Origin of the sequence: Streptomyces sp. CA-181903, from assembly GCF_050937075.1 — a bacterium.
Taxonomy (GTDB): Bacteria; Actinomycetota; Actinomycetes; order Streptomycetales; family Streptomycetaceae; genus Streptomyces.
Map to the genome: position 1 here is coordinate 381,203 of NZ_JBNJLY010000001.1, position 15,483 is coordinate 396,685.

Consider the following 15,483-nt stretch of genomic DNA (forward strand, 5'->3'; position numbering starts at 1 on the left):
CGGGCGGCCCGCCTCCGTCCCGTCCTGTCCGGTACCGCACGGTTCCGACCCTAGACCGGCTCCCCCACCCGCGCCCGGCGGAGCTGGGCGGCAGGCCGTCAGGACACGACGGGCCGCGCGGGAGGGGCGGCGCACGCCAGCAGCGCCGCGAGCACCGGCGGGGCCGTCACCTGGTAGCCGAGCCATATCTCGCCCCCTACGGTGCCGCCCCGCCAGGCCACCAGCAGGGCGGCGAGCGTCGCCGGCGCCCAGCCGCCGTCGTAGGCGATCATCAGCCGCTGGTAGACGGGCAGCGGACGGCGGCGTACGCACCCGAGCCCGACGCCCGCGCCGGCCGGCAGCGCGACGCCCCCGACGCGCGGGCGGCCATGGCACTGCAGATCACCCTGCTGGACATGGCCGTGCACGACCCCGAGCCGGGCGCCCGGTTCGCCGCGACGTTCCGGGAGCAGGAGGGCCGGCTGGTCGCGGTGTTCACCGGGCGACCGCACCGCGCGAGCGTCGTGACGCCGCGTCAGGCCCACCGGCTGACCACCGCGCTCCGCGGCCTGTTCATCGGCCTCAGCCAGGGCGTCGCCCTGGGCCTCGCTCTCCACGCCGACGAGCGGTACTCCGCCGACGCCGCACGCGCCCTGGTGTCGGACGCGACCCTCGTCGAAGACGAGGACGAAGACACGGCCGACGGCGACGGCGACGGCGACGGCGAAAGACCGTCCGGCGGAGAGGACGCCGACAACGACACCCCCGGCCCGGCGTCCCCGTGACCGTCCGCCCTCACCGGCGCGCGCGACGCGGAGCGTCAACCCCCGCGCTCACGGCGCGCGTTGCGAAGTCAGGAGCCCGGGCCCCGGCGTGCGCCGCCGCCTCGCGGGACGGGCGGTGCGCCCGGGGGTGGCTCCCGTAGTATTCGACCATGGGCGACGAGCAGACCCCCGACTTCGAGCGGATCAGCATCACGGTCCCCCGCGAGCTGGCCGAGCAGTTGCGCGGCATGCAGGACGCGAACGTGATCGAGTCCGTGTCCGCCTTCGTGACGAGAACACTGGCCGGCCAGATCGACCGCGACCGCCGCCACCGCGAGAGCGAGGAGCGGCTGCGGCGGGACTTCGGCGTGGACGAGGAGTACATCGCCCTGGCCCGCGAGTGGGCGGACGACGCGACCGGCCGCCGTACCCGGCTGCCCCTCGACCAGTACATCGCCACCCGCCGGAGCAGCGCCGCGTGACGGCCGACGCGGTGACGGGCGTCGTCCTCGACGCCGGATTCCTCTCCGACCTGGCCACCGACCGCAGGATTGAGCACGAGGTCCTCACCGACCGCTGGAGCTGGCACGCCGTCTCGGTCAACGTGCCGCAGACCGAGCTCGTCCTCGCCGAGCGCGAGAAGCCCGGCCGCGCCCGGGCGGCACTGGAGCTGCTGCTGGCCCGCTGCGGGCCCTCGGTGCTCATCCGGCCGCTGGACCTGACGGCCGTCGAGGCGGCCGGGACGATGATGCGGCGGTACGCGCTCGACGACATCGCCCTCGCGCACACGGCCGCCGTCGCGGTCCCCTCCGGGTGGACGGTCTTCACCACCGCCCCCGGGCGCTACCGGCCGCTCGGCGACGCGGTCGACGTGTTCGGGCTCACCTGACTCCCCCGCCCCCACACGGGCGCCTTCCGCGCACCACGGCCGCGCCCTTGCCCTGACGGCCATGACGGGCACCCCACGGCACCCCGACGCCGAGACCGCCCTCCGCTGCCACACCGCCCTGGCCCGCCGGGTCACCGCCGAAGAGCCGGCGCTCTTCTTCCCTCCGGACGTCGTGCAGCACGAGTTCCCCAACGCCCTCGCCCCCGACGGCGCGGTCCGCGACCTGCTCGGGATCCTGGAGGCGGCGGAGCGGGGCCGCGCCGTGCTGAGCGGGCAGGCGTTCGACGTCGTCGAGGCGGTCGCGGCCGGCGGCACGGTCGGTCGTCCTGGAGGTCCGCTGGCGCGGCACGCTCGCCGTGCCGCTGGGCGCACTCCCTGTCGGGCACGAGCTGCGGGCGCGGCTCGCCGTGTTTCTGGAGTTCCGCGACGGCCGGATCGTCGCGCAGCGCAACTACGACTGCTTCGACCGCCTCGTCCGAGATTCGACGACCCCGGCCGGAAGAGTCCGATTCCCTTGCGGTGCATTCTGTGACACTCTTGAGTGCAGTCCAGTGAACCCAGGGAGAGTCATGTCCGCCGCCGACCTCAAGAGCCTGCTCGACACCGCCACCGTCGACCGGGCGGTGCACGTGCTGCGCCCCGACTACCGGGCCCTCCTCGTCGCCGCCGAGGACCTCCGGCCCGGGCCGAGCGACGCCGCGAGCGAGCGGCTGCTGGCGGCGGCCGAGGAGACCGCCCGTCGCCGCTTCGACGCCGCGCCGCCGGAGGAGCACCCGCACCTGGCCGCCTGGCGCGAGGCGTTCCGCGCGTTCGGCGCCAAGCCGCAGCGGACCCGGCCGAGCGCCGAGGCGCTGCTCCGCCGCGTCCCGGCGGGCCTGCCGCGCGTGGACCGGCTGACCGACGTCTACAACGCGGTCTCCGTCGCCCACGCCCTGCCGCTCGGCGGCGAGGACCTGGACCACTACACGGGCGCGCCCCGGCTGGTCCGGGCCACCGGCGACGAGCCGTTCGAGACCACGGCGGGCGGGGAGGCCGTCGTCGAGCACTGCCCGCCCGGTGAGGTGGTCTGGCGGGACGACGCGGGCGTCACCTGCCGGCGCTGGAACTGGCGCCAGTGCACCCGCACCCGGCTCACCGGCACCACCACCCGGGCGCTGTTCGTCCTCGACGCGCTCGGGCCGATGAGCGACGCGGAGCTCGCCGCGGCCGGGGACGCCCTCGCCGAGGCGCTGACGGAGACCAGCCCGGGGGCGGTGCTGGAGTCCCGGCTGCTGACCGGCTGACTCGGACCCCCGGGCCGGAAGCGCCCGCTCAGTGCCCGTCGGGCACCCGCTCCAGGACGAAGACCGGGATCTCCCGGTCGGTCTTCTTCTGGTAGTCCGCGTAGTCCGGGTACGCCGCCACCGCGCGCTCCCACCAGCGGGCCTTCTCCTCGCCGGTCACCTCACGGGCCGTCATGTCCTGCCGCAGGGGGCCGTCCTGGAGTTCGGCCCGGGGGTCGGCCTTGAGGTTGTGGTACCAGACCGGGTGCTTGGGGGCGCCGCCGAGCGAGGCGACGACGGCGTACCGGCCCTCGTGCTCGACCCGCATCACGGGCGTCTTGCGGAGCTTCCCGCTCTTCGCCCCGCGGGTCGTGAGGACGACGACGGGCATGCCGCGCAGCGTCGTCCCCTCGGTCCCGCCGGAGCTCTCGTACTGCTCCACCTGGTCCCTGACCCACTGCTCGGGGCTCGGTTCGTACTCGCCTTCCAGCGGCATGTCCTCTGCCTTTCTCTCGGCACTTCCGTCTCGGCCGGTCTCCGGCGGGCCGTCGGGTGAACGCCTCCGGCCCACACAGGCTCAGGCATACCCGTGGCGCACGGGAGTTCACCCCGTCCACCACCGTCGCGGAACAAGCGCGTGAGGCCGGGACGCATTCCCGGCCCCACCCCCACCCGGCCCCGCGGCGTCAGACGGCCGCGACGGCACGGCCCCGGCGGGCCAGGACGGTCAGCCCGCCGGCCGCCGCCACCACCGCGAGGACCGTCGCGAAGACCGTCGCGCCGGTCGGCAGCCCCACCGCGTCGCTGAGGAAGCCGGCGGCGACGGGCAGGGTGCCCGCCGGTACGTAACCGCCCACGTTCATGGCCGCGTTCGCCTCGGCGAGCCGCCGGGCCGGGACGCCGGCGTTGAGCAGGGAGAGCCCGCCGAGCTGCCCCAGGCCCTGGCCGGCGCCGGCGAGCAGCGCGGCGGCGATCAGGAGGACGGCCGAGGAGAGGCGCACCGCGCCGACGAGGGCGGCCATGGCGAGGACGGTGCTCACGGCGCCGCCGAGCAGGACGGTCTCGGGGCACAGCCGGCGGACGGCGAACTGGATGCCGGTGGCGGCGAGGAACATCACGAAGGCCATGGCACCGGCGACCACCCGGTTGGTGGTGCCGAGGAGACCGGAGAGGAGGGAGGGGCCGAGGGAGAGGACGAACGAGGTGGCGGTGATGCCGGGGGCGAACACGGCGATGCCCCGCAGCAGGTCGCCGCCCCGGCCGCGCGGCACGCCCGGCACCCGGATCCAGGAGCCGCCGCTGCCGCCGGCCGGCCGCGGAAGGGGCATGCGCAGGACGACGGCCAGGGCGAGGACGAGGAGGACGGCCTCGACGCCGAAGACGGTGGCGGTTGGGGCGGGGAGGGTCTCGGAGAGGACGCCGGCCAGCAGCGGGCCGAGGCCCGCGCCGAGCACCATCGCGGTGGAGGCGAGCAGCGCCGCCTGCCGTTTGCGCGCTGGTCCGGCGACGTCGGAGACGGCCGCCATGCCGGCGGAGACGACCGCGCCGACGGCGATCCCGGTGAGCAGCCGGGCGGCCATCAGGGCCGCGACGGAGGAGGCGGTGGCGAAGATCCCGCAGGCGACCAGGGCGAGGAGCACCGCCGGGACGAGGACGGGCCGCCGGCCGATCCGGTCGGAGAGGACGCCCGAGACGAGGAGCGAGCCGATCAGGCCCGCGATGTAGCAGGCGAAGACGAGGGTCAGGGTCCCGCGGGAGAAGCCGATGTCCCGCTGCCAGAGCGCGTAGAGCGGTGTGGCGGCGTTGGAGAGGGCGAACACGGCCGTCACGGGCCAGGCGGCCGCCCAGAGCCACCGGCGGGGGCGGCCCCGGGAGTGGCGGCCGTTCGGCGGGCGGGGCGTGCGTCCACGGGGGCGAGCCGGATGTCCGTCACCGGAGCTCCTTTTCGAAGTCTGGAAGCCGACGAGATCGAGGAAGTCGAGAAAGTCGTGGGCGTCGAGGGAGTCGGGGGCCGGGGCAGGCCGGCGCGCCGTCGGCGGCACCCGGAGGCGCCGCTGTACGAGTTATTTCGAACCTAGCACGTAGTACGATCAAACTCGTACAATCCACGGCCGTCCGGACTCCGTTGGAAACGAGGAAGCAGATGACCGACTCCCGCCCCGCCTTCGCCGTCCCCCCGGAGCCGGCCGGCGCGCCGGCCCCCTGCCCGAGCCCGACGTGGCGGACCTGCGGCTGGAGACCGTCCTCGGCGCGCTGAGCGATCCGCTGCGGCTGCGCGTCGTCCGCAAACTGCTGCTGGAATCCGAGGCGTTCGACCACCCGTGCGGCTGGTTCGGTCTCGACCGGCCCAAGTCCTCGCTGACCCACCACTTCAAGGCGCTCCGCGAGGCCGGCGTCACCCGACAGCGCCAGTACGGGCTGGAGCGGCGCAGCCAGGTACGGGTGGCGGACCTGGAGGCCCGGTTCCCCGGGCTGCTCGCACTGGTGGCCGACTGGACGCCCCCGTCCGGGTGACGCCCGGCGGCCGGCCGGCGCGGCCCTCCGGGCGGGCCGGGTTTCCCGCGCGGGCATCGGGTCAGACGCCTGGCGAACGTCACCGGTCGTCCGGAGGGAACCGATGGACCACACGCAGGCACCCGTCCTGGAAGCACTCGCCGCCTACCACGAGGCGGGCCGGCTGCCGTTCACCCCGCCCGGCCACAAACAGGCCAGGGGCGCCGATCCGGCCGCCCGCCGGGAGCTGGGGGACGCCGTGTTCCGCGCGGATGTCCTGGCCACCGGCGGTCTGGACGACCGGCGGACCAGCGGCCGGGTCCTGGAGCGGGCGGAGGCGCTGATGGCCGAGGCCGTCCACGCCGAGCACACGTTCTTCACCACCTGCGGCAGCTCGCTGTCGGTCAAGGCGGCGATGCTGGCCGTCGCCGGCCCGCACGAGGAACTGCTGGTCGGCCGGGACGCGCACAAGTCGGTGGTCGCCGGGCTGATCCTGGCCGGCATCCGCCCGGTGTGGGTGGAACCGCAGTGGGACGCGGAGCGGCACCTCGCCCATCCGCCGTCCGCCGAGGCGTTCGAACGGGCCTTCGCGGCGCACCCGGACGCGCGCGGCGCGCTGGTCACCAGCCCGACCCCGTACGGGTCCTGCGCGGATCTGGAGGGCATCGCCGAGGTCTGCCACCGGCGGGGACGCCCGCTCATCGTGGACGAGGCGTGGGGCGCCCACCTCCCGTTCCACCCCGACCTGCCGACGTGGGCCATGGACGCCGGCGCGGACGTGTGCGTGACCAGCATCCACAAGATGGGCAGCGGCCTGGAGCAGGGCTCGGTGTTCCACCTCCGGGGCGACCTCATCGACCCGGCCGCGCTGAAGTCCCGCGCCGACCTGCTGGGCACCACCAGTCCGTCCGTCCTCATCCTGGCCGGGATCGACGGCTGGCGGCGGCAGATGATGCTGCACGGCCACGAACTGCTGGACCGTACGCTGGAACTGGCGGCATCGGTGCGCAAGGGGATCGAGCGGATCGACGGGCTGCACGTCAACGACCGGGCCGACTTCACCGGGACCGGACTGGCGGCGGACCTGGACCCGCTGCCCGTGATCATCGACATCGCCGAGCTCGGCACCACGGGCTACCGGGCCGCGGACTGGCTGCGCGACGAGCACCACATCGACCTGCACCTCGTCGACCACCGGCGGATCAGCGCCCAGCTCACCCACGCCGACGACGAGGAGACCGTCCGGACCCTGCTCGACGCGCTGCGCGACCTGTCCGAGCGGGCGCCCGGGCTGCGTCCCGCGCCCGCCGTCGCCGTGCCGTCGCCGCGCGAGCTGCGCATGGAGCAGGTCCTGCCGCCCCGGGACGCCTATTTCGGGCCCGTCGAGGACGTCCCCCACGACCGGGCCGAGGGGCGGATCGCCGCCGAGATGCTGACCCCGTACCCGCCGGGCATCCCGGCGGCCCTGCCCGGCGAGCGCCTCACCGGGCCGGTGCTGGAGTACCTGCGCACGGGGATCGGGGCGGGGATGAACCTGCCGGACGCGGCGGACCCGGAGCTGCGGACGGTCCGGGTGGCGCGGGAGACCGACGGCTCCTGACTGCCCCGGCTTCCCCGCGGGAGGCGCAGCACCCTCATGCCCCCGGCTTCCCCGCGGGAGGCGCAGCACCCCTCGTGCCCCCGGCGGGCCCGCTCCGCCGAGTGTCCCGCGCCGCTCCGCCGCGCGCACGTCCCGTGCGGCCGAACGGCTCGGGGGCCGCACCGCGGGTTTCCCCTGGGCCGCTCAGGGCACTCGGGGGTGCATGGTGCACATCGGCTACACAATGATGACCGAGCAGGCCGGGCCCCGGGAGCTGGTCGAGCACGTGGTGGGCGCCGAGAAGGCGGGTTTCGACTTCTCCGTCACCTCCGACCACTACTTCCCCTGGCTCGCCTCCCAGGGACACGCCCCGAACGCCTGGGCCGTCCTGGGCGCCGCGGCGCAGGCGACCTCGCGGATCCCGCTGATGACGTACGTGACGTGTCCGACGACGCGCTACCACCCGGCCGTCGTGGCCCAGCAGGCGGCGACGGTGCAGCTGCTGTCCGAGGGCCGGTTCCGGCTGGGGCTGGGGTCGGGCGAGAACCTCAACGAGCACGTGGTGGGCGGCGGTTGGCCGTCGGCGGACGTCCGGCTGGAGATGCTGGAGGAGGCCACCGAAATCATTCGGGCCCTCTTCGAGGGCCGCACCCTCACCCATCACGGTCCGCACTACGACGTCGAGCACGCCAAGCTGTGGGATTTGCCGGAGACCGCCCCGCCGATCGGCATCGCGGTGTCCGGCGAGCGCTCGTGCCGGCTGGCCGGGCACCTCGCCGACCTGGTCATCGCCACCGAGCCGAAGAAGGAGCTGCTGGACGCCTTCGACCGGCACGGCGGCGCCGGGAAGCCCCGCGTGGGGCAGTTGCCCGTCTGCTACGACACCGACCGGGACGCGGCCATCGAGCGGGCCCACGACCAGTTCCGCTGGTTCGGCCTCGGCTGGAAGGTCAACTCCGAGCTGCGGGACGACCGCGGGTTCACCGCCGCGACCCAGTTCGTGACCAAGGACGACATCGCGGAGAGCATCGCCTGCGGGTCGAAGGTGGAGGACTTCGTCGAGGCGGTCCGGCCGTACGCGGAGGCCGGGTTCGAGGAGATCGCGCTGGTCCAGATCGGCGGCGGGCACCAGGAGCCGTTCCTGAAGTGGTCGGCCGACGAACTGCTGCCCGCGCTGCGGGAACTGTGACGGCCCCGGAGGGCACGTCCGTCGTGCGCGGCACCGCGAAACCCGCCGTCGGAGCGGCACGGCCCCGCGGGGCGCGGCGGCTGGTCCGGCCGCCCGGGGTGTACGCGCCGCAGGACGACTCGTTCCTGCTGGCCGAGGCGCTCGAACGGGAGCCGCTGCCCGCCGGAGCGCGGGTGCTCGACGTCGGCACCGGCACCGGCGCGCTGGCCGTCGCCGCGGCCCGCCGGGGGCACGGCGTCCGGGTGACGGCCGTCGACGCCTCGCTCCGCGCGGTGCTCACGGCCCGGCTGAACGCCCTGCTCGCCGGGTGCCGCGTCGAGGTGCGGCGGGGCGACCTGCTCGCCCCGGTCGCGGACCGGCGCTTCGACCTCGTCCTCGCCAACCCCCCGTACGTCCCCTCCCCCGACGGCACGTTCCCCGGGCGGGGGCCCGCGCGCGCCTGGGAGGCGGGGGACGACGGACGGGCGGTGCTCGACCAACTGTGCGTCGAGGCACCGCCGTTGCTGCGTTCGTCCGGGGTGCTGCTGCTGGTGCAGTCGGCGCTGAGCGGGGCGGACCGGACGCTGGAGCTGCTGCGGCGGGCAGGGATGGAGGCCGAGGTGGCGGACCGCAGGTCCGTGCCGTTCGGGCCGGTGCTGCGCGCCCGCGCCGGCTGGCTGCGCGAGCGCGGGCTGCTGGCGGCGGGGCAGGACAAGGAGGAGCTGGTGGTGATCCGTGGACGGCGCACGCCCTGACGCGGTGCGGCGGCCCCCGGGGACGAAGGGGCGCGGCCCGGCGCCGGCGGGCCCGCGCCGAAGCCCGCCCGCCGCGTCTCCCGCGAGCCGAACGGGCCGTTCCTGGTGGAGGGGCCGGTGGAGGTGGTCATGGAGGACGGTTCGGTCGTGCGCTCGGACCGTCCGGTGGTGGCCCTCTGTACCTGCCGGCGCAGCGAGCAGTTCCCGTGGTGCGACACCAGCCACCGCCGCCGTCGCAGGCCCCCGGCGTGACGGGCCCGGCGCCGGGTAACCGTCCCTCCCGCGAACCCTGCGGACCTCGGAGGCTCACCATGCACTGTCCGGCCGCGCGCGGCGAACTGTCCGGCGCGCTCCTGGAACTGTTCGGCCGCGACCCGGGCGACGGCCGGGACCCGCTGCCGGGCGCGCCCGCCGTGGCAGCGGCCGACCCCTACGGGGAGGACGTCCAACTGGCCCTCCACCTCTGCTACGAGCTGCACTACCGCGGCCTGCCGGGTGTGTCGGACGCCTGGGAGTGGGACCCGCGCGCGCTGCGGCTGCGGGCCGTGCTGGAGAGCGCCTTCCTGGCGGCGCTGCGGGCCGACGCGCCGATCGGGGAGGGCGTGGACGCCGTGCTGGAGGAGCTGGTCACGGAACCGCCGGACGGCGAGGCGGACGGCGCGTCGTACTTCCTGCGCGACCACGGCACATGGGGACAGCTCCGCGAGTACGCCGTGCACCGCTCGGTGTACCAGCTGAAGGAGGCCGACCCGCACGCCTGGGCCATCCCCCGGCTCACGGGCGCGGCCAAGGCCGGCCTGGTGGCGGTGGAGTACGACGAGTTCGGCGCGGGCCGCGCGGACCGGGTGCACGCGAAGCTGTACGCGGACCTGATGCGAGACCTGGGCCTGGACGACGCCTACGGCCACTACGTCGACGCCGTGCCCGCGGCCACCCTGGCCACCGGCAACCTGATGTCGCTCTTCGGCCTGCACCGGGCGCTGCGCGGCTGCCTGGTGGGCCACTTCGCGACCCTGGAGTGCACCTCGCCGCCCGGCTCGCGGCGGCTGGTCCGGGCCATGGAGCGGCTGGGGGCCGGTCCCGCCGCCGTCCGGTTCTACGCCGAGCACGTGTCGGCCGACGCGGTGCACGAGCAGTTGGTGCGCCGCGACGTGGTGGGCGGGCTGCTCCGGGAGGAGCCCGGGCTGGCGGCGGACGTGGAGTTCGGCGTCACCGCCACGCAGTGGGTGGAGGGGCGGTTCGAGCGCCGGGTGCTGGAGGCGTGGCGCGCGGGGCGTTCGTCGCTGCTGCGCCCGCTGGACGGCGAGGGGGAGCCGGCGGAGGCGGGCGGTACGGGAGCGGCCCCCGGGTCGCGGGGTGGCGGTGCGGGGCCCTGAGCCCGCCGGTGCCCGCGGAATTCAGGAATCCCCTGTTCCCCTCCCCCTGTTTCATGGTCATTCGGGCCCCTTTCGGGTGCACCGCCGCTGCGCCGCCATCCGAATTTCACTTTTTTACCTTCCGATTGCCGGACCCGCTGTGTACGGTCGATGCCGTCCGCCGAGGGGGGACACCTTGGCGTTCCACCACGAGGTGACCACCCCCGGGTCCTTTTTTCGGAAAGGTGTGGAGCATTGTCCGAACTGGCTGATGAGTCCGGCGGTCCGATACCGGGGCGCGCGACGGCGGCGCGGGACTGGCTGCACGACTACGTGTGCCTCCCGGACGCGCGGCTCGCCCGTGAGGGTCCGGTCTGCCCGTTCGTGCCGCCCTCGCTGGAGGCCGGCACCCTGCGGTTCGAGGTCTGGCCGGTGACGGCCTCCCCGGCGGGCCTGGACGCCCTGATCGCGTGCATGGTCGAGGTGTTCGGCGCCACCCGGTGGGCCCACCGCAACCGCACCCTGCACGCTCTCCTGGTGGTCCTCGACGGCCTTCCGGGGGACGCCGACAGCCTGGCCGCGCTGGACGCGGCGCAGGCCCGCGCTAAACCGGGCATCGTGGAAAAGGGGCTGATGATCAGCCAGTTCCACCCGCTCTGCGACGAGTCCGCCGCCCGGAATCCGGAATTCAAAGCGCTCCGCGCGCCGGTGCCGATGCTCGCCCTCCGCCACATGGCCTTGCACGACATCGTATTCCTTAATGGCGACGCGCGATGGTTCGCCGAATACGAGAGCAGGTTCGGCGTCCGTTACGACCGCGGGTCGGTGCAGGATCCCCTTTTCCGCGAGGTGTTCGACCGGGCGCGGGAGCGGTTCTCCCGGTCCGCGCCCGTCCCGGCGCCCGTCTCCGGGGCCCGCTGAGCGCCGCCGTCCGGCGCCCCCTCACTCCCCCGCCCGCCGCCGCACGTCCTCCACCACGGTCCGGTCCAGGGCGGCGCGGACGAGGGCGGCGGCCAGCTCCGGCGTCCGTTCCGGGCCGGCCAGCCGGGCGAGGGCCTCGGGCCGTTCGGGGAGGCCGAGGCGGGCGGCGCCCTGGAGGGCCTTGTCGTCGAGGTACGGCAGGAGTTCCGGCCAGACGCCCTGGACCTCGCGGAGGAAGATGCTCGCCCCGGCGGGGCCCAGACCGGGGATCTCCTGGAGGATCTCCGGGAGGCGGCCGGGATCGCCGTCGGCGGCGGCGCGCATCCGGCGGACGTCGCCGCCGTACCGGTCGAGCAGCAGCTCGGCGCCCTCGCCCAGCTGGGTGGCGGTCCGCTCGTCGTAGCGGCGGTAGCCGCCCGCGCCGAGCGCGTCGACGCGCCGCTGCCAGGTCGCGTCGGCCATCCGGCGCGGATCCTTCAGCCCGGCGTCCGCCAGGCAGCGGGCGGTGGCCACGGCGACCGACGCCCGGATGCGGGCGCTGAGCAGGCAGGCCAGGACGAGGAGGCGGTACAGCGGCTGCGGGGTGTCCCGCAGCCGGATGCCCGCCTCCTCGGCGTAGGTGCGGCCGTACGCGTCCAGCAGCGCCCGTACCGTGCGCCGGCCGTCGGCGGCGTTCACCGTCCGCTCCCCCGGGCTCAGTTGAGCAGGCCCGGGCGGCGCGGGAAGCGGTGCAGCGCGATGGCGGCGGCGAAGGCGTCGGCGACGTCCTCGACCGAGGCGGTGCCGTCGCCGGCGAACACCCCGTAGGAGGGCGCCGATTCGCCGAGGACGACGTCCTCGGGCAGCCGGGCCGCCGTCAGCAGGCGGGTCCCCTCGCCGAAGACCGCGAGCGGCTTGCCGTGCCGGTACGCCTCCTCGACGAACCGCACGGCCGCGGGGTCGGCGGCCAGCACCGACACCGCCTGGGCGCCGCCCGGCACGAGGACCGCGTCGTAGAGGACGGACGCCATGGTGGGCATCGCCCGGTCCACGTCGAGGACTTCGCCCCCGGCGCCCTGCACGGAGCCGTCGCGGGCGGCCAGCACCTCGACGATCGCGCCGTGCGCGGTGAGCCGGCCGCGGGCGGCGGCGACCTGCCCGGCGTCCGTCCCGTCCGCCGCCAGCACGGCGATCTTGCGGGTGCGGATGCCCTCGCCCATCAGGTTCTCCTGGCTCAGGGCGGGGGACGCGGCGGTGGGGACGCTCGCGTCGGGCGCGGGGGCGGGCAGGCCCAGGCCGTCGGCCACCAGGGCGGCCAGCTCGCCGTCGACGTGGGCCAGGTTGCCGACCATGCGCTCGCGCACCTCGACGGACATGACCTTGCCCAGCTCGAAGCGGAACGCCTCGACGATGTGCCGCTTCTCCCAGTCGGCCATGCTGTGCCAGAACAGCGCCGCCTGGCTGTAGTGGTCCTGGAAGCTCTCGCTGCGCACCCGGATCTTCTCGCCGTCCACCCGTTCGGCGTAGTGCCGGAAGACGCCCGCGCCGCCGCCCGCGCCCGCGTGCGCCGGGCAGCCGCCGCCGAGGGAGTTGGGGAAGTAGTTGGTTCCGGGGTGGATGACCTGCTGGCCGAAGCCGTCGCGGTGGTTGTGGTGGACGTCCGCGATCGGCCGGTTGACGGGCAGCTGGCTGAAGTTGGGGCCGCCGAGCCGGATCAGCTGGGTGTCCAGGTAGGAGAAGTTCCGGCCCTGGAGCAGCGGGTCGTTGGTGAAGTCGATGCCGGGCACGACGTTCGCCGTGTGGAAGGCGACCTGTTCGGTCTCGGCGAAGAAGTTCTGCGGGTTCCGGTTGAGGACCATGCGCCCGATCGGCCGGACGGGCACCTGCTCCTCCGGGATGATCTTCGTGGCGTCGAGGAGGTCGAAGTCGAAGTCGAACTCGTTCTCCTCCGGCACCAGCTGGACGCCGAGCTCCCACTCCGGGTACTCGCCGGCCTCGATGGACTCCCAGAGGTCCCGGCGGTTGAAGTCGGGGTCGCGGCCCGCGATGATCTGCGTCTCGTCCCACACCAGGGAGTGCACGCCCAGCTTGGGCTTCCAGTGGAACTTCACGAACGTGCCCCGCCCGTCCGCCGTGACGAAGCGGAACGTGTGCACGCCGAAGCCCTGCATCATCCGGTAGCTGCGCGGGATGGCCCGGTCCGACATCAGCCACATCAGCATGTGGGTGGACTCGGGCTGGAGCGAGCAGAAGTCCCAGAACGTGTCGTGGGCCGAGGCGCCGGTGGGGATCTCGTTGTGCGGCTCCATCTTCACCGCGTGCACGAAGTCCGGGAACTTGATGGCGTCCTGGATGAAGAAGACCGGCATGTTGTTGCCGACCAGGTCGTAATTGCCCTCGCGGGTGTAGAACTTGGTGGCGAACCCGCGGACGTCCCGCACGGTGTCGGCGGAGCCGCGCGGCCCCTGGACCGTGGAGAAGCGGACGAAGACGGGCGTCCGCCGGCCGGCCTCGGCGAGGAAGTCGGCGCAGGTGTACTCGCTCAGCGACTGGTACGGCTCGAAGTAGCCGTAGGCGCCGGCGCCCCGGGCGTGCACCACGCGTTCCGGGATGCGCTCGTGGTCGAAGTGGGTGAGCTTCTCCCGGTTGTGGAAGTCCTCCAGCAGCGTGGGCCCGCGCCGGCCGGCCCGCAGCGCGTTGTCGGTGTCGTCGACGCGCACGCCCTGGTCGGTGGTGAGCGCGTCGTGGGCGGGAGCGGCGCGGAACCGTTCCAGCTGCTGGTCCTTGGCGTCCTGCGCCGCCGGGTCGATGCTCCGGCCTGACTCGGGTTGAGCGGGCACGCGCGTACGTCCTTCCTGGTCGATGCCTCGTCGCGGCGGCCGCCGGCCGGGGCCGTCCCGCGTGCCGCGGTTCCCGGCGCCGGCGCGACCGCCCCGGAGGGCCGGCGTCCTGCGGCGCCGATCGCCTCCTCAGGCTCACCCGCCTGCCCCGGGCGGGCAAGCCGAAACGGGCGGGGCGGGCGGTACCGCCGGGCCCGGGTTGCCCCAGGTGGCCCAACCGCCGGGGCTGTGCGACGCTTCTAGCCGAGCCGCATTCGCTACGGCGGGTCACGACCGCGAGCCCCGGGTGAACCGGGCCGGGTGACCGCCCCCGCGCCGAGCCCTTCCCGGCCGGCCGCAGAGACAGAACTCCATTCCGCGTCGTCCCCGGGCCCCGGCCACCGGACGGTCCGGCGCCGCGGCAGCCCGCCCCGACGGGACGACGACAGCCGGTCCCCCACCGGCGGGCCGTACCGCACCGGGACCGGTGCCCGTACGCGAAGGAGTGAGATCATGGACGAACGACGCTGGACCCGTGCGGTGATCACCGGAGGAGCGGGTTTCGTCGGATCCCACCTGTGCGAACGGCTGCTGGCCGAGGGCACCGAGGTGTGCTGCGTGGACAACCTCGCCACGGGGTCCCGCGACAACATCGCCCACCTGGAAGGGGATCCGCGGTTCTCCTTCGTCCGCGCCGACGTGTCGGACCCGGCCGCCCTGGCCGCCGTCCCCGGCCCGGTGGACCTGGTCCTGCACCTGGCCTGCCCGGCCTCGCCCGCCGACTACCTGCGGCTGCCGATCCAGACGATGGAGGTGGGCAGCAACGGCACCCGGGCGGCCCTGGAGCTCGCCCGCCGGAACGCCGCCCGCTTCCTGCTGACCTCCACCTCCGAGGTGTACGGCGACCCGCTCGAACACCCCCAGCGCGAGGACTACTGGGGCAACGTCAACCCGATCGGCCCGCGCAGCGTCTACGACGAGTCCAAGCGCTACGCCGAGGCCCTGGTCGCCGCCTACCGGCGCACCCACGGCACGGACACCGCCATCGTCCGCCTCTTCAACACCTACGGCCCCAGGATGCGGGCCGACGACGGGCGGGCGGTGCCCAACTTCATCCGGCAGGCGCTCGACGGCGAGCCGCTGACGGTGGCCGGCGACGGCGGCCAGACGCGCTCCCTGACCTACATCGACGACACGGTGGACGGCATCCTGGCGCTCGCCGCCCGCGGCCACCCGGGCCCGGTCAACATCGGCGGGACGGACGAGACGACCGTCCTCGAACTGGCCCGTTTCATCGTGGACCTGACCGGCTCCGCCTCGGTGATCGAGTTCGTCGACCGGCCGGTCGACGACCCCGGCAAGCGCCGCCCCGACACCACGCTGGCCCGCCGCCTCCTCGGCTGGTCGCCCCGTGTGGACTGCGCGGAGGGCCTCAAACGGACCGTGGAGTGGTTCGCGCGGACGGCCCCCTCCTCGTAACCCCCGCCCGGCCCCCGCGAGTTCCGGCGCCCGACCCCCAC

General features: G+C 74.8%; 16 protein-coding genes and 2 pseudogenes. 12 read left to right on the forward strand and 6 right to left on the reverse strand.

The annotated features are described in order from the left end of the window. Positions 1-98 precede the first annotated feature (98 nt). The gene (locus tag ACQEVS_RS01645; protein ID WP_433027180.1) at positions 99-407 is read right to left on the reverse strand and encodes a hypothetical protein; all 309 of its coding nucleotides are present in this window, start codon (positions 405-407) and stop codon (positions 99-101) included. Here ACQEVS_RS01645 and ACQEVS_RS01650 point away from each other — a divergent pair. From ACQEVS_RS01650 to ACQEVS_RS01660, 3 genes and pseudogenes are all read left to right on the forward strand, one after another. Then, positions 336-764: pseudogene (locus ACQEVS_RS01650) on the forward strand (hypothetical protein); the annotation flags it as partial. The gene ACQEVS_RS01645 and the pseudogene ACQEVS_RS01650 overlap by 72 nt on opposite strands. Positions 765-913: 149 nt before the next feature. Then, positions 914-1,225, forward strand: a complete 312-nt coding sequence (locus ACQEVS_RS01655) for a hypothetical protein (RefSeq protein ID WP_433014082.1) — start codon at positions 914-916, stop codon at positions 1,223-1,225. Continuing rightward, positions 1,222-1,632 (forward strand): hypothetical protein, encoded by a 411-nt coding sequence (locus tag ACQEVS_RS01660; protein WP_433014085.1) that lies wholly within the window; start codon positions 1,222-1,224, stop codon positions 1,630-1,632. Before ACQEVS_RS01655 ends, ACQEVS_RS01660 begins: the two co-directional genes overlap by 4 nt. On the opposite strand, the gene ACQEVS_RS01665 is transcribed toward ACQEVS_RS01660, so the two are convergent. Further along, positions 1,625-1,981 carry a hypothetical protein gene (locus ACQEVS_RS01665; RefSeq protein ID WP_433014088.1) on the reverse strand — a complete coding sequence of 119 codons (357 nt, stop codon included), beginning with the start codon at positions 1,979-1,981 and terminating at the stop codon, positions 1,625-1,627. The genes ACQEVS_RS01660 and ACQEVS_RS01665 overlap by 8 nt on opposite strands. Positions 1,982-2,201: 220 nt before the next feature. Here ACQEVS_RS01665 and ACQEVS_RS01670 point away from each other — a divergent pair, with 220 nt between their 5' ends. Next, a complete protein-coding gene (locus ACQEVS_RS01670; RefSeq protein WP_433014091.1) occupies positions 2,202-2,915 on the forward strand; it encodes a B3/B4 domain-containing protein in 714 nt (237 codons plus the stop codon). Positions 2,916-2,943: 28 nt separating this feature from the next. Here ACQEVS_RS01670 and ACQEVS_RS01675 read toward each other — a convergent pair whose 3' ends face one another. Beyond that, positions 2,944-3,390 (reverse strand): nitroreductase family deazaflavin-dependent oxidoreductase, encoded by a 447-nt coding sequence (locus ACQEVS_RS01675; protein WP_433014094.1) that lies wholly within the window; start codon positions 3,388-3,390, stop codon positions 2,944-2,946. 190 nt (positions 3,391-3,580) lie between these two features. Next, positions 3,581-4,723 carry an MFS transporter gene (locus ACQEVS_RS01680; RefSeq protein WP_433014097.1) on the reverse strand — a complete coding sequence of 381 codons (1,143 nt, stop codon included), beginning with the start codon at positions 4,721-4,723 and terminating at the stop codon, positions 3,581-3,583. A 314-nt stretch (positions 4,724-5,037) separates the two neighbouring features. On the opposite strand from ACQEVS_RS01680, the pseudogene ACQEVS_RS01685 reads away from it, so the two are divergent. The 7 genes and pseudogenes from ACQEVS_RS01685 to ACQEVS_RS01715 all read left to right on the forward strand — a co-directional run bounded on the left by ACQEVS_RS01685 (position 5,038) and on the right by ACQEVS_RS01715 (position 11,165). Continuing rightward, a pseudogene (locus ACQEVS_RS01685) lies at positions 5,038-5,408 on the forward strand (ArsR/SmtB family transcription factor). Between the two features lie 103 nt (positions 5,409-5,511). Then, positions 5,512-6,987, forward strand: a complete 1,476-nt coding sequence (locus ACQEVS_RS01690; RefSeq protein ID WP_433014100.1) for an aminotransferase class I/II-fold pyridoxal phosphate-dependent enzyme — start codon at positions 5,512-5,514, stop codon at positions 6,985-6,987. Positions 6,988-7,189: 202 nt separating this feature from the next. Continuing rightward, entirely contained in the window at positions 7,190-8,155 is a 966-nt protein-coding gene (locus tag ACQEVS_RS01695; RefSeq protein WP_433014103.1) for an LLM class F420-dependent oxidoreductase, read from the forward strand. Positions 8,156-8,178: 23 nt separating this feature from the next. Further along, entirely contained in the window at positions 8,179-8,889 is a 711-nt protein-coding gene (locus tag ACQEVS_RS01700; RefSeq protein WP_433014106.1) for a HemK2/MTQ2 family protein methyltransferase, read from the forward strand. A gap of 129 nt (positions 8,890-9,018) precedes the next feature. After that, positions 9,019-9,141 carry a CDGSH iron-sulfur domain-containing protein gene (locus ACQEVS_RS01705; RefSeq protein WP_433014109.1) on the forward strand — a complete coding sequence of 41 codons (123 nt, stop codon included), beginning with the start codon at positions 9,019-9,021 and terminating at the stop codon, positions 9,139-9,141. Between the two features lie 59 nt (positions 9,142-9,200). Continuing rightward, the gene (locus tag ACQEVS_RS01710; RefSeq protein ID WP_433014112.1) at positions 9,201-10,265 is read left to right on the forward strand and encodes an iron-containing redox enzyme family protein; all 1,065 of its coding nucleotides are present in this window, start codon (positions 9,201-9,203) and stop codon (positions 10,263-10,265) included. 234 nt (positions 10,266-10,499) lie between these two features. After that, a complete protein-coding gene (locus ACQEVS_RS01715) occupies positions 10,500-11,165 on the forward strand; it encodes a DUF6875 domain-containing protein (protein ID WP_433014115.1) in 666 nt (221 codons plus the stop codon). 21 nt (positions 11,166-11,186) lie between these two features. Here the strand turns inward: ACQEVS_RS01715 and ACQEVS_RS01720 are convergent, their stop codons facing one another. Together ACQEVS_RS01720 and ACQEVS_RS01725 are read right to left on the reverse strand one after the other, a co-directional pair. Further along, positions 11,187-11,843 (reverse strand): endonuclease, encoded by a 657-nt coding sequence (locus tag ACQEVS_RS01720; RefSeq protein WP_433014118.1) that lies wholly within the window; start codon positions 11,841-11,843, stop codon positions 11,187-11,189. A 17-nt stretch (positions 11,844-11,860) separates the two neighbouring features. Further along, positions 11,861-13,984, reverse strand: a complete 2,124-nt coding sequence (locus ACQEVS_RS01725) for a catalase (protein WP_433014121.1) — start codon at positions 13,982-13,984, stop codon at positions 11,861-11,863. A gap of 492 nt (positions 13,985-14,476) precedes the next feature. Here ACQEVS_RS01725 and ACQEVS_RS01730 point away from each other — a divergent pair, with 492 nt between their 5' ends. Next, positions 14,477-15,442, forward strand: coding sequence for a UDP-glucuronic acid decarboxylase family protein (locus ACQEVS_RS01730; RefSeq protein ID WP_433014124.1), 966 nt, complete (start codon positions 14,477-14,479; stop codon positions 15,440-15,442). Positions 15,443-15,483: the final 41 nt, after the last annotated feature.

Excerpts from the sequence above, each read along its gene's own strand:
- ACQEVS_RS01675 (WP_433014094.1), bottom strand. The coding sequence starts at position 3,390 with ATGCCGCTGGAAGGCGAGTACGAACCGAGCCCCGAGCAGTGGGTCAGG.
- ACQEVS_RS01670 (WP_433014091.1), top strand. The coding sequence starts at position 2,202 with ATGTCCGCCGCCGACCTCAAGAGCCTGCTCGACACCGCCACCGTCGAC.
- ACQEVS_RS01655 (WP_433014082.1), top strand. The coding sequence starts at position 914 with ATGGGCGACGAGCAGACCCCCGACTTCGAGCGGATCAGCATCACGGTC.
- ACQEVS_RS01710 (WP_433014112.1), top strand. The coding sequence starts at position 9,201 with ATGCACTGTCCGGCCGCGCGCGGCGAACTGTCCGGCGCGCTCCTGGAA.
- ACQEVS_RS01730 (WP_433014124.1), top strand. The coding sequence starts at position 14,477 with ATGGACGAACGACGCTGGACCCGTGCGGTGATCACCGGAGGAGCGGGT.
- ACQEVS_RS01690 (WP_433014100.1), top strand. The coding sequence starts at position 5,512 with ATGGACCACACGCAGGCACCCGTCCTGGAAGCACTCGCCGCCTACCAC.
- ACQEVS_RS01705 (WP_433014109.1), top strand. The coding sequence starts at position 9,019 with ATGGAGGACGGTTCGGTCGTGCGCTCGGACCGTCCGGTGGTGGCCCTC.
- ACQEVS_RS01695 (WP_433014103.1), top strand. The coding sequence starts at position 7,190 with ATGGTGCACATCGGCTACACAATGATGACCGAGCAGGCCGGGCCCCGG.